This window comes from Maritalea mediterranea (assembly GCF_021568695.1).
GTDB lineage: Bacteria > Pseudomonadota > Alphaproteobacteria > Rhizobiales > Devosiaceae > Maritalea > Maritalea mediterranea.
In genome coordinates, this window is the sequence record NZ_JAKGTI010000001.1 from 1205472 (window position 1) to 1218468 (window position 12997).

At 53.3% G+C, this 12997-nt stretch carries 13 protein-coding genes; 8 read left to right on the plus strand and 5 right to left on the minus strand.

Translation table 11 applies throughout. The features are described 5' to 3' along the window. Positions 1–27: 27 nt before the first annotated feature. Positions 28–864, minus strand: a complete 837-nt coding sequence (locus L1I42_RS05895; protein ID WP_236113557.1) for an adenosylcobinamide-GDP ribazoletransferase — start codon at positions 862–864, stop codon at positions 28–30. A gap of 63 nt (positions 865–927) precedes the next feature. Here L1I42_RS05895 and cobT point away from each other — a divergent pair, with 63 nt between their 5' ends. Next, complete coding sequence (cobT, locus tag L1I42_RS05900) at positions 928–1962, plus strand: nicotinate-nucleotide--dimethylbenzimidazole phosphoribosyltransferase (RefSeq protein ID WP_236113558.1); 1035 nt, start codon at positions 928–930, stop codon at positions 1960–1962. A gap of 15 nt (positions 1963–1977) precedes the next feature. Here cobT and L1I42_RS16345 read toward each other — a convergent pair whose 3' ends face one another. Then, entirely contained in the window at positions 1978–3468 is a 1491-nt protein-coding gene (locus tag L1I42_RS16345; protein ID WP_236113559.1) for a sensor histidine kinase, read from the minus strand. A 132-nt stretch (positions 3469–3600) separates the two neighbouring features. Here L1I42_RS16345 and L1I42_RS05910 point away from each other — a divergent pair, with 132 nt between their 5' ends. Together L1I42_RS05910 and L1I42_RS05915 are read left to right on the plus strand one after the other, a co-directional pair. Continuing rightward, entirely contained in the window at positions 3601–4146 is a 546-nt protein-coding gene (locus L1I42_RS05910; RefSeq protein ID WP_236113560.1) for a thermonuclease family protein, read from the plus strand. 96 nt (positions 4147–4242) lie between these two features. Continuing rightward, positions 4243–4722, plus strand: a complete 480-nt coding sequence (locus tag L1I42_RS05915; protein ID WP_236113561.1) for an Lrp/AsnC family transcriptional regulator — start codon at positions 4243–4245, stop codon at positions 4720–4722. Between the two features lie 12 nt (positions 4723–4734). Here the strand turns inward: L1I42_RS05915 and moaA are convergent, their stop codons facing one another. Then, entirely contained in the window at positions 4735–5748 is a 1014-nt protein-coding gene (gene moaA / locus L1I42_RS05920) for a GTP 3',8-cyclase MoaA (RefSeq protein WP_236113562.1), read from the minus strand. Positions 5749–5852: 104 nt separating this feature from the next. Further along, complete coding sequence (locus tag L1I42_RS05925; RefSeq protein WP_236113563.1) at positions 5853–6446, minus strand: L,D-transpeptidase; 594 nt, start codon at positions 6444–6446, stop codon at positions 5853–5855. A 219-nt stretch (positions 6447–6665) separates the two neighbouring features. Between L1I42_RS05925 and rpiA the strand changes: the two genes are divergently transcribed. The 3 genes from rpiA to gor all read left to right on the plus strand — a co-directional run bounded on the left by rpiA (position 6666) and on the right by gor (position 9348). Beyond that, positions 6666–7355, plus strand: coding sequence for a ribose-5-phosphate isomerase RpiA (gene rpiA, locus L1I42_RS05930; protein WP_236114179.1), 690 nt, complete (start codon positions 6666–6668; stop codon positions 7353–7355). Between the two features lie 22 nt (positions 7356–7377). After that, entirely contained in the window at positions 7378–7875 is a 498-nt protein-coding gene (locus L1I42_RS05935) for a DUF2059 domain-containing protein (protein ID WP_236113564.1), read from the plus strand. A 90-nt stretch (positions 7876–7965) separates the two neighbouring features. Beyond that, positions 7966–9348 (plus strand): glutathione-disulfide reductase, encoded by a 1383-nt coding sequence (gor, locus tag L1I42_RS05940; protein ID WP_236113565.1) that lies wholly within the window; start codon positions 7966–7968, stop codon positions 9346–9348. Positions 9349–9396: 48 nt separating this feature from the next. Here gor and L1I42_RS05945 read toward each other — a convergent pair whose 3' ends face one another. Beyond that, positions 9397–10128 carry a VIT1/CCC1 transporter family protein gene (locus tag L1I42_RS05945; RefSeq protein ID WP_236113566.1) on the minus strand — a complete coding sequence of 244 codons (732 nt, stop codon included), beginning with the start codon at positions 10126–10128 and terminating at the stop codon, positions 9397–9399. A gap of 171 nt (positions 10129–10299) precedes the next feature. Here L1I42_RS05945 and L1I42_RS05950 point away from each other — a divergent pair, with 171 nt between their 5' ends. Next, complete coding sequence (locus L1I42_RS05950; protein WP_236114180.1) at positions 10300–11679, plus strand: class II 3-deoxy-7-phosphoheptulonate synthase; 1380 nt, start codon at positions 10300–10302, stop codon at positions 11677–11679. A 137-nt stretch (positions 11680–11816) separates the two neighbouring features. Then, on the plus strand, positions 11817–12893 hold the full coding sequence (locus L1I42_RS05955) for a hypothetical protein (protein WP_236113567.1): 1077 nt from the start codon (positions 11817–11819) through the stop codon (positions 12891–12893). Positions 12894–12997: the final 104 nt, after the last annotated feature.

Here is a 12997-nt window from a genome sequence, read left to right on the forward strand (position 1 = left end):
CGGGTCCTTTCCTCGGGCGCGAAAAATCTAAATCAAAATAAAGGCACTCAATGCGGCAATTTCAAGAAGCAACTGTAATGCGCCAATTGTGTCACCCGTTTGTCCGCCGAGCAGTCGCGTCAACAATTTCAACCAGAATACGCAAAGCGCTGCGCCAAAGATCAATGCCAGAAACAGCGCGATCGGTCCGGCAAAGAGCAGCGCAACAAAACAAAACAGAACAAGGGCGGGGATCAACCCGATCACGAAATCTTTTTTCGATAAAATGCCCGCACCGGCCGAAGCGCCGTCGGCCCGTGCCGCAGGCAGCATCACCGCCACGACCGGCGCGGTCTGTCGTGCCAGCAGGGCGCTCACCAACCACAAAACAGCAGCCGCGACAGGGCTGAGGGCAATCAGCGTACCCAGCGTGATGACGCGCAACATAAAGGGAGCGATTAGCCCCAAAACGCCATAAGTGCCATGGCGAGAATCTTTCATGATTTCCAATCGTTTGGCCACATCATGTCCGCCAAACAAACCGTCCATTGCGTCGCCAAACGCATCCTCTGCCATGGCGCCGGTGATCACGGCGCTCATGGCAATCGCCACCGTGGCCACAAACAAGGATTGGACGCCATAAGCGCCAAGCAGCAAAATGGTCAGCGCCGGAAATACGCCAATAATCAAGCTGGCGACGGGCAGGAAATGAATCATTTTACCAAAATTGAGCGGCAGGTGGGGGCTATCGCCTGTTGGCAGGCGCGAATAGAACCGCAGACCCATCACAATAGCATCAACCGGCGAAAGCTTGGGAGAGGGTGGCGGGGCCACCCCATCATTATCATTGGTCGGGCGCACAGGGGGCGGTGTCGAACTGGTCAATTGCATTTCCTTAAATGTTGGCTAAAAGGGGACGTCCATTTAACCCAGACGCGAGTCGATACCATGACCGAACAGACCCAGAAAAGCCCTTTCGATGATTTCCAGGAACTGCTGATGTTGTTGCCAAACGGCAGTGAAGCGGCAGTGGAGGCGGTGCAAGCGCGCGATGCGCAGCTCACCAAACCGGCGGGATCGTTGGGGGAACTGGAGAAAATGGTTGAATGGCTCGCCCGCTGGCAGGAAAAGCCAAGCCCCACGCTCAACAACCCGATGGTGGCCATTTTTGCGGGCAATCACGGGGTGGTCAATCAAGGTGTTTCCGCCTTTCCGCCGGAAGTCACCCAGCAAATGGTGGCTAACTTCACCAATGGCGGGGCGGCGATCTCACAAATCTGCGCGCTGCACGAGTTGAACTTGCGCGTTTTTGAACTGGCGCTGGAGGTGCCCACAGGTGATTTCACCCAGACCGCTGCGCTGGATGATCGCGCCTGCGCCGCCACCATTGCCTATGGCATGGAAGCAATCGCAGGGCGGCCGGACCTGTTGTGCATTGGCGAAATGGGCATTGGCAACACCACGCCAGCCGCCGCGATTTACGCGGCGCTGTTCGGCGGCACTGGCGAGGATTGGGTTGGGTGCGGTTCCGGTGTGGATGATGCCGGGCTGAAGCGTAAGGCAGACGCGGTCAATCGCGGTCTCGACTTGCACAAAGACGATCTCGACACCCCCTTGAAAGTGCTGGCGCGCTTGGGTGGTCGTGAAATCGCCGCCATGGCGGGCGCCATCATTGCAGCGCGGCACAACAAATTGCCGGTGATTGTTGATGGATTTGTCGCCACTGCTGCGGCTGCTGTGGTGCATGCCGCCAATCCCATGGCGCTCGATCATTGCATCTTCGCGCACCAGTCTGCCGAAACCGCCCACAGCGAAGCGCTGGCGAAAATGGGCAAAAAGCCGCTCTTCGATCTGGGTATGCGTTTGGGGGAAGGCTCCGGTGCCGCGATTGCGGCCTCTATGGTCAAGACAGCGCTGCACCTGCATCTAAACATGGCCACTTTTGAAGAAGCGGCGGTGGCGGGCAAGCAGACCACGCACTAAAACAAGGGCGGAGGTTTAGGCCTCCGCACCGGTTTTGTAGATCTGCAACTTCCGGCGATTGTTGCGAACGGGTGCCATGGCTTCCATCACGCGAGAACGCGGGAAGGTGGCAATAACCTCGGTGCCAAAGCGGAGCTTGGAGAACAGGTCAAACCGACCACCATGCAATTCCATAATTTTCTGCACGATGGGAAGGCCCAACCCCGCACCTTGTTCGGCCGTTTTTTGCGCCAATGAGCCCTGTCCGAAAGAAGAAAGCACGGTGGCAATCTCGTTCTCGGGAATGCCGGGGCCATTGTCGCGCACCGAAATCATTTGGCAATTGTTCTCGCCTGCGGCCACCTTAAAGATGATCCGGCCTGACTGCGGGGTGAATTTGATGGCATTTGACAATAGGTTCAAACAAACCTGACGGATCGCGCGTTCATCACCCCACAATTTGGGGAGTTTGTCGTCAAACTCGGCCACAAGCTCAATACCTTTTGAGCGGGCGCGGATTTCCAGCATACGCCGACAATCTTCCGCAATATTCACCAGCGAAATGGCCTCTTCATTCAGCTCATATTTGCCAGCTTCAATGCGAGATAAGTCGAGTAACTCGTTGATCAAATTTAGCAAATGTTGGCCAGAAGAGTGGATGTCTGCTGCATATTCCTTGTAGCTTGGGTTTTCCATTGGCCCCAGCACCTCAGAAGACATCACCTCAGAAAAACCGATAATGGCGTTCAGTGGCGTGCGCAACTCATGGCTCATGGTCGCCAGGAACCGCGACTTGGCAATGTTGGCTTGCTCAGCCTCCCGACGCGCCTCATCCGACATGCTTTTAGCTTCTTCCAGCTCATAGATCAGCATATCTTTTTCAGCCCGATGCTCGAGCGATTTAATGGCTGACTTGTGCAAAGTACGCGCCAAAAAGCTGAAAAATATCCCGGCACCGACAGCGAGAACGGCCAAAGCATAGTTCAACATGCCGCCAGAAATGACCAGCATGCTGCCAACCGTAAGAACACCGGGCACCGAGTTGGCCAGCGTGGCTGAAGGGATGGCACGGGAAGAAATCGCATTTGCCGCCACACCAACCAGCAAGATCGCCCACTGGATCACCGCCACTTCTTGTGAAGCCCCCACAATGGGCAGGAGCGCAATGGTTGACCAGCCCGCGCCATAAATGGTCTCAACCATTACAAAGGTGGTGGTTTGCCGGCGCGCATTAAATTTCTTTTGCGGTGCATTTAAAAACTGCCGACAGGCGAGCATTACAGAGATATGCCCGACCACAACGATCGCGGCCCAGCCCAGCATATAATAGAGGGGAACCCATACCGAGGTGAGCAGCGCAATCGCCACCACAAGCACGGGCATGGCAAATTTGCCGGAAAGCCGGGTACTTGCATATTCCTGCAGCAACTCAAAATCGTAGGACGCCATCGTGCCAGAACTGGAGGTGAGGCGCTGGCGCGCATCACTTACGGCTCGCTGGTGGGATCGCCCACGATCAGCGCGCACAGCGTTTCGAGGCTCTTGTGAAGAGTCTATGGACATTAGAACGCAATACTCACAAATTGTCCGAAAACTACGGTTAAGAATACTCTAACGGCCGATGGTTAATCCCTCGTTACGAAAAAAACAGGAATAGGCATGCGACGCAGATTTTTTTCCCTTCGGCAGTCCCTCACTTTTGTGGTGATTGCAGCGGTGCTCGTGGCTTTGGTGATCGGCACGCAGACCCCTCAAAACCGGTCATTGCAAGGGGTTGCAGCGGTAAGTGACGGGGACTCGATTCGGCTCGGTGGTCAGCGCGTTCGCCTGATCGGCATCGACGCGCCGGAACTGGCCCAAACCTGTGCAAAAGGGCAAGAGAATTGGGCATGTGGCCAGGACGCCAAAGCGTCACTTCAAAGCAAGATAGATCAGCAACGAATCGTTTGCGTGGGCGACCGACGCGATCAATTTCGGCGGCTATTGGCCGTTTGCTATTTGGGGCGCGAAGATATTAATGCCTGGCTGGTGCGTGAAGGGTGGGCGGTATCTTACAATGATTACACTATTGATGAGGTGCTTGCCCGGCGTGATCGGCGGGGGATCTGGGCCAGTGATTTTGAAGTGCCACACAAATGGCGCGCGCGCCACGGTGCCAGTGAAAGTGGTATATTGTCTTGGTTATGGTCCTACTGGCCATTTTAGAATTTCAGTTTCAAATTCTGAATAATTCTTGCCCTGTTTTTTAAACTGGCGTATCTCTATCACGCTGAGTAGAACTATTTTTTATTTTGGTGTGCTATGCTCGACAAAATTGATCGCAAAATTCTTGCGCTTTTGCAAAAGGACGCCACTATGCCCGTGGCCGAAATTGGCCGCAAAGTAGGCCTGTCCACAACGCCATGCTGGCGACGAATCCAGAAAATGGAAGAAGATGGCGTGATCAAGCGGCGCGTCGCGGTGCTCGATCCGGCCAAAGTCAACGCCGGCGTAACCGTCTTCGTCTCCGTGCGCACCAACCAGCACAATGAAACATGGCTCAAAAAATTCGCCAGTGTGGTGGAAGCGCATGATGAAGTGGTCGAGTTTTATCGCATGAGCGGCGATGTGGATTATGTGCTGCGCGTCGTTGTGCCGGACATTGCCCACTATGACCGCTTTTATCAAAAGCTGATTTCGGAAATGTCGATGAGCGATGTCAGCTCGGCTTTCGCCATGGAGCAGATCAAATATACCACGGCTCTGCCGCTCGATTTTTCGGATTTGGAAAAAGAAAAATGATGTGGTCGCGGCTTAGCCGCCCGTCACTGACATATGGCGTTCCACATGTTTTTGCGGCTTTTGCCGGTCAATCTCAAAATCGTGGCCCTTTGGCTTGATCGCCATGGCGTGATCCAGCAAATCCGCCACCGCCTGCGGCCCATCCTGACGCAGCGCATCACGTAAATTCACTTTGTCATTCTGCCCAAGGCACAAATAAAGCTCGCCGGTGGCCGTCAGGCGCACCCGGTTGCAGCTTTCGCAAAAATTGTGGGTGAGGGGACGGATAAAGCCAACTCGGCCACCTGTCTCTTTCACCCGTTTATACCGGGCCGGGCCGCCTGTATCCAACGCGATATCGTCCAGCGTGTAGCGGGCGCCAATCGTCTCAATCACCTCGGTCAGCGGCAAATATTGGTCTTGCCGATCCACATCCACCGCGCCCATCGGCATGGTCTCGATCAAGGTCAGATCCATGCCCTTGCTGTGGGCCCATTCCATCATCGGCACAATTTCATGATCATTGCCGCCGCGCAGCGCCACCATATTGATCTTGATGTTCAAACCCGCGTCTAATGCACACTCAATACCGTCCAGCACCTGCTGCAGCCGACCCCAACGGGTGATCTTGGCAAATTTGTCCGCATCCAGCGTGTCCAGCGACACATTGAGGCGCTCAACACCGGCATCGACCAAATGAGTCGAAAAGCGCTTGAGCTGGCTGCCATTGGTGGTCAAGGTCAATTCGTTCAGCGGCCCATCTTTTTTCAGCTGCCCCAACCGTTCGATCAAGGTCATGATATCGCGCCGCACCAGCGGTTCACCGCCGGTCAGGCGCAGCTTCGTGACACCCCGTGCCACGAAAATCTTCGCAATCTGCTCAATCTCTTCCAGGCTCAACACCTCGGACTTAGGCAAAAAGCTCATATTCTCTGCCATACAATAGGTGCAGCGGAAATCGCAGCGGTCCGTCACCGAAATCCGTAGATAGGTAACGGCGCGACCAAACTGATCAATAAGCGGCTGTGGGGATGCAAGGTTCGTCATGGGCCGAAAATAGGGTTTTCCGTGTCTTGATGCAATCAAATGCGCACAAAAAAACCGGGCTTTTGGCAAAACCCGGTTCAATTCAATTTGATCTTGATGTGAGCCTAATGCCGCACAATCACCCGCGCACCAACCTTGGTGCGGTTGTAAAGATCGATAATGTCATCATTGGTCAGCCGGATACAGCCGGACGAAACCGCTTGGCCGATGGTCCAGGGCTCGGCAGTGCCATGCAGTCGATAAATGGTGCTGCCGATATAGAGCGCGCGAGCGCCCAGCGGATTATTGGGGCCGCCTGGCATATAGGCCGGCAAACCCGGAACGCGCTTGCGCATGGCAGGTGGTGGTGTCCAGCCGGGCCATTCTGCTTTACGCGTGATCCGGTGTGAACCGGACCAACGGAAACCATCACGCCCTACGCCCACACCATATTTAATGGCCTTGCCATTTCCGAGCACAAAATAAAGGCGCCGTTCTGATGTTTCCACCACAATAGTGCCCTTAGCCAATTTTGTTTCATATTCAACAGTTGTGCGTTTGATCCGAGAGCCACCGCGGCCAGAAGATTGCATCTCGCTGGCATCAACCCATCTTTTCTTGCGTACGTCGTAAACACGGTCGGCACTGGCGTCCATTACCAAAGTGCCCATTACCGCTACACTCAACAAAGCTACAATGAGCTGTTTAAGCAGTTTCATGGCCCCATCATCTCCAAAAAATTAATTAATGCTCAGCCGCGCGTGCCCCCACGCACCAGCCGCACCCCTCCTAAAAAGCAAGTTTTAGGTTAAAACAATATGAAACTGTAATCCTCTTGTCCAAAATATTTTTATAAATCGATAAACTTATTGTGAGAACGACAGGTTCTTTGCTATGGCGTTGGTTGAAATATTGGCCATTACAATCATTGTGAGATTATCTTGTCTGACGAACTGAAAAAACAGGCGGCCCTGGCGGCCATGTCCGAAGTTAAATCAGGTATGCGAATCGGATTGGGCACTGGCTCAACTGCCAAACACTTTGTTGATTTCCTTGGGGCAGAGGTTGCCAAGGGGTTCGATTGCCTGTGTGTGCCCACCTCAATCGCAACCATGAAACAGGCGGAATCGCTAAATATACCTTTGACCACATTGGACGAGATCGATCGATTGGATGTCACGGTTGATGGCGCTGATGAGATTGACGCGCAAATGCAGTTGATAAAAGGCGGTGGTGGCGCACTATTGCGTGAAAAAATCGTGGCCGCGGCCTCTGATAAGATGGTGGTGATCGCAGATACATCAAAATTGGTTGATCATCTGGGTCAGTTTCCGCTGCCCGTTGAGGTCAACAAGTTCGGGTTGGGTGCGACGCGAAATGCGGTAGCTGAAATCATGGCGGCGTTCAAAGCTGAGGGCAGCTTGGTTTTGCGTCAACAAGGGGACGCTCCGTTTGAAACCGACGGCGGACATTATATTATGGATGCATCTTTTGGCCGCATTTCCGATGCAAAAGCATTGTCAGCAAATCTGTTAGAGGTTCCCGGCGTTGTGCAACATGGTTTGTTTTTGGGCCTTTGCGCCAAAGCTTATCTGGCCGACGCAAACGGAGTTAAAGAGCTTGGATAGCCAAGCGGGGAGTATTTTGAACATGAAAAAACTGACTGCAATGATTTTTGCTGGTGTGGTGTCAGTTGCGGCACCGCTTGCTGCAAATGCTCAGGAAATTACGCCAGAGCATTTGGACACTGCCAAGAAATATGTACAGCTGTCCGACACAGCGTTTGTTTATGAAACCTCTGTGGTGAACGTGTTGAAGCGCGTTGCCGACGCTTTGGCAAAGCAAAATCCTGAAGTTTCTCGCGAAATTGTCGAGGAGGGTCGCGACCTTGCGCAGGAATATCTTGACGGTGAAAATAAACTTTACCCTCAATTTGCGCGCATTTATGCCTTGCGCTTCACACCGGAAGAACTTGAAGAGATTATCGCCTTCTACGAAAGCGAAGTGGGACAAAAACTGCTGGAAAATAACGTTGGCATCAACCGCGATCTGAAGGCAGCTGTGAAGGTTTGGGAAAACAATTTCCTGACCGACTTCGAAATGCAGCTGCGTGACCGGCTTGAGGCCGAAGGGCTGGAATTGCAGTAAGTCTCTGACCCCACGATTATGTGAAGCCCCTTGGGTTGCCCAAGGGGCTTTTTTGTGGTCAATCACAGGCAATTAAACAGGAGTTATGTCATGGGACGTCATTTTGATTTGATCGTAATTGGCGCTGGCTCGGGTGGCGTGCGCGCCGGTCGGTTGGCATCAACCTATGGGGCGAAAGTAGCCGTGATTGAGGAATATCGCTTGGGCGGCACCTGCGTTATTCGCGGTTGTGTGCCGAAAAAGCTGTTCGTCTATGCCTCTCGCTTTGCCGACCAGTTTGAAATGTCGAAAAGTTTTGGCTGGACCATCGAGAACGCTGAATTCAACTGGCAAACCCTACGCGACAATAAAGACAAAGAGATCAAACGCCTTGAAGGCATTTATGGCAATATTCTTGACAATGCGGGCGTCACCACGATCCGCGACCGCGCAGAGCTGACCAGTGGCACATCTGTCAAACTGAAAAAGAGCGGCGAAGAACTCACCGCTGACCGCATCTTGATCGCCACGGGCGGCACCCCGTTTGTGCCTAGCATTCCCGGCGCTGAATTGGGCATCACCTCCAACGAAGCGTTCCATTTGGAAAAATTGCCAGAAAAAATGCTGATTGTGGGCGGCGGCTATATCGCTGTTGAGTTCGCGGGCATCTTCGCTGGCATGGGCGTCAAGGTCTCGCTGGCCTATCGTGGACCTCAAATCTTGCGCGGCTTTGATCAAGATGTGCGTGACATGGTGGCCGAGCAAATGCAGGCGCGTGGGGTTGATATATTGACCAACACAGACCTGGAAGCGCTTGAAAAGTCCGGCGACGACATCAAAGTCAAGTTTAACACCGGTAAATCACAAAGCTATGGCGAGGTGATGTTTGCCACCGGCCGGACCCCCAGCACCAAGGGGCTGGGCCTTGAATATGCCGATGTGGAGTGCGGTGCGCGCGAAGAGATCATTGTTGACGAACAATCGCGCACCTCGTGCAAAACCGTTTTCGCCGTTGGCGATGTAACCGACCGGGCAGCATTGACCCCCGTGGCCATTCGCGAAGGTGCGGCGTTTGCGGAGACCTTTTACAATGACAACCCAACCTTCGTGCATCATGATCTGATCCCGACTGCTGTCTTCTCTGAACCTGAAGTGGGCACAATCGGTCTGACTGAAGCAGAAGCCAGCAACAAATATCACAAGGTTAATGTCTATAAGGCAACGTTCCGCCCCATGATGAGCACGCTGAGTGATAAGCCGGAAAAAGAAATGTACAAGCTGATCACCGATGCGGACACAGACAAGGTGTTGGGTGTGCATATTGTGGGCCATGCGGCGGGCGAAATCATCCAGACCACTGGCATCGCCGTGACTATGGGCGCCACAAAGGCCGATTTTGATCGGACCATCGCGGTGCACCCCACAGCGGCTGAAGAATTGGTGACCATGAAACAACCCAGTTATGTCTTGGAATATGGCAAAAAGGTCGATTAGCGGCGCCAAACGCCGGGCCGCGGGCCCGGCGTTTGTAACGCCCTAGCTTTAGGCCATGCCAACCAGACCGCGCAATCCAGCACCGACCAGATAGGCCAGCCCGGCTGCTGACATGCCGATGGCAAAGGTCTCAAGCGCGCTGACCCACCAGCTCCAGGTGGACCAAAGCGATTTAACCGCCCCGATAATCAAAAACACAATGCCGGTCATGACCGCAGCGATGAGTGCCCCGGCAGGCAGGCCGAGGAAATAGGGAAGAAGCGGCACTGCACCGCACAATAAAAAGGCCCAGAATGTGGCCAGTGCAGCCTTGACGGGCGAGCGTTGGACATTCGACAGCCCATATTCCTCGGTCATCATGGTCTCCAGCCACATATCTTCATGGGTGGTGATCAGGGTGACAATTTCATCAAGCTCCTCGCCGGAATAGCCCTTATTGGCAAAAATCTGCCGCACCTCTTCGCGTTCGCCTTCGGGGTGTTGGCGAATATGACGCTTTTCCACCTCCAGCATGCGCTTGTAATCGTCAATTTCAGCCTTGGTGCCGGAATAGTTGGAGGCTGCCATGGAAAACCCGTCCGCCAGCAGATTGGCGATGCCCAGCACAACAACCACGCCCGCTGTCAGTTCCGCGCCAACCACACCGGCAACAATTGCAAAAGTTGTTACCGCACCATCAATGCCGCCATAGATCCAATCGCGCAGATAGCTGATTTTGGGCCCCACGCTTAGTCGGGAATGTATGTCTGAAAATTTGTGAGAATGGTCGAGGTCGCGCATAATGAACTCCGTAAGGCGGGGTACGGGTGTCTTATATCGAACAATCCAATTGTTCAAAGTGACATTTTTTCGCGGTTACCGAACCCAAATGGCGCTTAATAACTGGTTTATGCCGATAAATTCTGGTAAATCCAGAGGGTTATGTAACTAGATCTATTTGAAAGCGAGTAAATTATGCATAACTGGACACCTGATAGCTGGAGATCAAAAGACATCCGCCAGGTTCCGGCTTATCCAGATAAGGCGGAGCTGGCTGCTGTTGAAGAGCGCCTTGCAAACTTTCCGCCGCTCGTATTTGCAGGCGAAACGCGGGGCTTGAAAGAACAATTGGCCGACGTGGCAAGAGGGAAAGCCTTTTTGCTGCAAGGTGGCGACTGCGCCGAAAGTTTTGCTGAACACCATGCGGACCACATCCGCGACTTTTTCCGCGTCTTTTTGCAAATGGCCGTGGTGCTCACCCATGGGGGCTCAAAGCCCGTGGTTAAAGTTGGTCGTGTGGCCGGGCAATTTGCCAAGCCGCGTTCGTCAGATAATGAAACAAAAGATGGCGTGACACTGCCAAGCTATCGCGGCGATATCATCAATGATATCGAGTTTACTGAAACCTCCCGCGTGCCGGATCCGCAGCGCATGATTATGGCCTACCGCCAATCTGCCGCAACATTGAACCTGATCCGCGCCTTTGCCTCTGGTGGCTATGCCAATCTGGAGCGCAACCACGATTGGACCATGGAATTCATCAAGGGCACAAACTCTTACGACAAATATGAGGGTGTGGCGCAAAAGATTGATGATGCCATCGACTTTATGCGCGCCTTGGGCATCACCGCGGACAACACACCGCAATTGCGTGAGACCAAATTCTATACCAGTCACGAGGCGCTGCTGTTGGGTTATGAGCAATCATTGACCCGCCGCGATTCCATCACCAATGATTGGTATGCCACTTCCGGCCATATGTTGTGGATCGGTGATCGCACCCGCGATATCGACGAAGCCCATGTGGAATATTTCTCTGGCATTAAAAACCCAATTGGCATGAAATGCGGCCCATCGCTGGAAACAGATGATCTGCTGCGTTTGATCGACAAGTTGAACCCGGAAGACGAAGCTGGTCGCCTGACATTGATCACCCGGTTTGGCTCAGACAAGGTGGAAGAGCACCTGCCGCGCTTGATCGAAGCCGTGGAAAAAGAGGGCCGCACCGTGGTCTGGTCCTGCGACCCGATGCACGGCAATGTGGTCAAAGCCTCCACCGGCTATAAAACCCGTCCGTTCGACCGGATATTGTCTGAAGTGAAGAGCTTCTTCGACATTCACCGTCAAATGGGTACCTATGCCGGCGGCGTGCATGTGGAGATGACCGGCAAGGACGTGACCGAGTGTGTCGGCGGTGCATCAGCGGTCACCGAGGCTGAATTGTCCAGCCGTTATCACACCTATTGCGACCCACGCCTCAATGCCTCTCAATCCATTGAGCTGGCCTTTTTGGTGGCGGAAGAAATGCAAACGCAACGCTCCGAGCGTCCGCGTAAACTGGCCGCGATCTAGTTCATTTCTAAGCAGAAATTGGGTGAGGGCGTCACAATTATGTGGCGCCCTTATCTGTTTGTTAAGACAAATTTAGCCGCCCATTAACCTTAATAGCTCATAAATAGCCGCAATTGTTTTGAGTTTTGGAGCGCAACATGCGGCACGCACCAGTTTGCTATATATTAACAACCCTTATCGGTATTTCTGCTGGCCAGGTCGCCAGCGCGGCCGACTTTCCGACTGATTTGCGTGGCGGCTACACTGAACAGGGATGGGCAGAATGGGACGACAACCCGTTGGTCGGCATTCGCGCGGGTATGCGATATTCTTATTCTTTAGGCGGCGGGTCGGTCACGACTGAGGGGGTCACAATCGGCCCGACATCCATTCCAGGGGGCACCTCCGAATTCTCTGACGTTGTGCATTCGGGTGAGCTTTATTTGCGCATAGATGATTACTCCACCAACACCTACCTGAAAGCTGTCGGCGGCTACTCGATGGCGTTGAGTGCAGATTATTCAAATTCCTACACATCAGGCACCACAGACGCGGGCAAGGTGGCACACTTCAAAGTTGATCTCGGATATATGCCAATTGAACTTGGTGACGACGAGAATGGGCTAAAAATTGGTGGTTTTGCCGGTTATCAATATATGCACGAGGGGCAACAGCTTGGCGCGGCAAATTTCAACCCGATTAACTCCAACGCAGACCTGTCTTGGGTCACCGATACTGAAAACTATTTCGTGCCGATTGACTATGCCCAACACAGCTTGAATGTAAATGCAATGCGCTTAGGGGTGAATAGCGAGGCAAAGCTTGGGCCTTTCGACATTGAAGCGGAATTCACAGCCATACCCTATGCGCAAATTTCCGGTGTTCTGGGTTTTCATGGGTTCAATGCCATCGATCAGGGAGCTTACACAACTTATAAATCAACTGCATCGCAGTTCGACGGCTCCGGCTGGGGCGGTGAAACCGAACTGATGCTGGGTTACAACATTAATGAGAACTTCGCGATCCGCGCAGGTGGGCGTGCTAGCTATCTTCAGGCGAGCGGTGACTTGGTGTATGGGCTTGCTGATGTGACCGATCCCGTAGATTCCGACACCGATGGCATATATGAAACAGGGCCGGCAACGGGCGGAACATATTATCTGGTGCCGGAAAAAATTGATGCGCTGTCTATGTGGCGCTATGGCATTTTGGCCGAACTCACTTATTCGTTCTAACCTCCAAAATAAACACACTGTTCAAGGCCGGGCTCTGCCCGGCCTAATTTCGTTTCAAGCTCTTGCTCTTAAAGGGCCGAAGCGTTAAAGCATGGGCTGTTTTG

Excerpts from the sequence above, each read along its gene's own strand:
- cobT (WP_236113558.1), top strand. The coding sequence starts at position 928 with ATGACCGAACAGACCCAGAAAAGCCCTTTCGATGATTTCCAGGAACTG.
- L1I42_RS05910 (WP_236113560.1), top strand. The coding sequence starts at position 3,601 with ATGCGACGCAGATTTTTTTCCCTTCGGCAGTCCCTCACTTTTGTGGTG.
- L1I42_RS05915 (WP_236113561.1), top strand. The coding sequence starts at position 4,243 with ATGCTCGACAAAATTGATCGCAAAATTCTTGCGCTTTTGCAAAAGGAC.
- moaA (WP_236113562.1), bottom strand. The coding sequence starts at position 5,748 with ATGACGAACCTTGCATCCCCACAGCCGCTTATTGATCAGTTTGGTCGC.
- L1I42_RS05925 (WP_236113563.1), bottom strand. The coding sequence starts at position 6,446 with ATGAAACTGCTTAAACAGCTCATTGTAGCTTTGTTGAGTGTAGCGGTA.
- L1I42_RS05935 (WP_236113564.1), top strand. The coding sequence starts at position 7,378 with ATGAAAAAACTGACTGCAATGATTTTTGCTGGTGTGGTGTCAGTTGCG.
- gor (WP_236113565.1), top strand. The coding sequence starts at position 7,966 with ATGGGACGTCATTTTGATTTGATCGTAATTGGCGCTGGCTCGGGTGGC.
- L1I42_RS05945 (WP_236113566.1), bottom strand. The coding sequence starts at position 10,128 with ATGCGCGACCTCGACCATTCTCACAAATTTTCAGACATACATTCCCGA.
- L1I42_RS05955 (WP_236113567.1), top strand. The coding sequence starts at position 11,817 with ATGCGGCACGCACCAGTTTGCTATATATTAACAACCCTTATCGGTATT.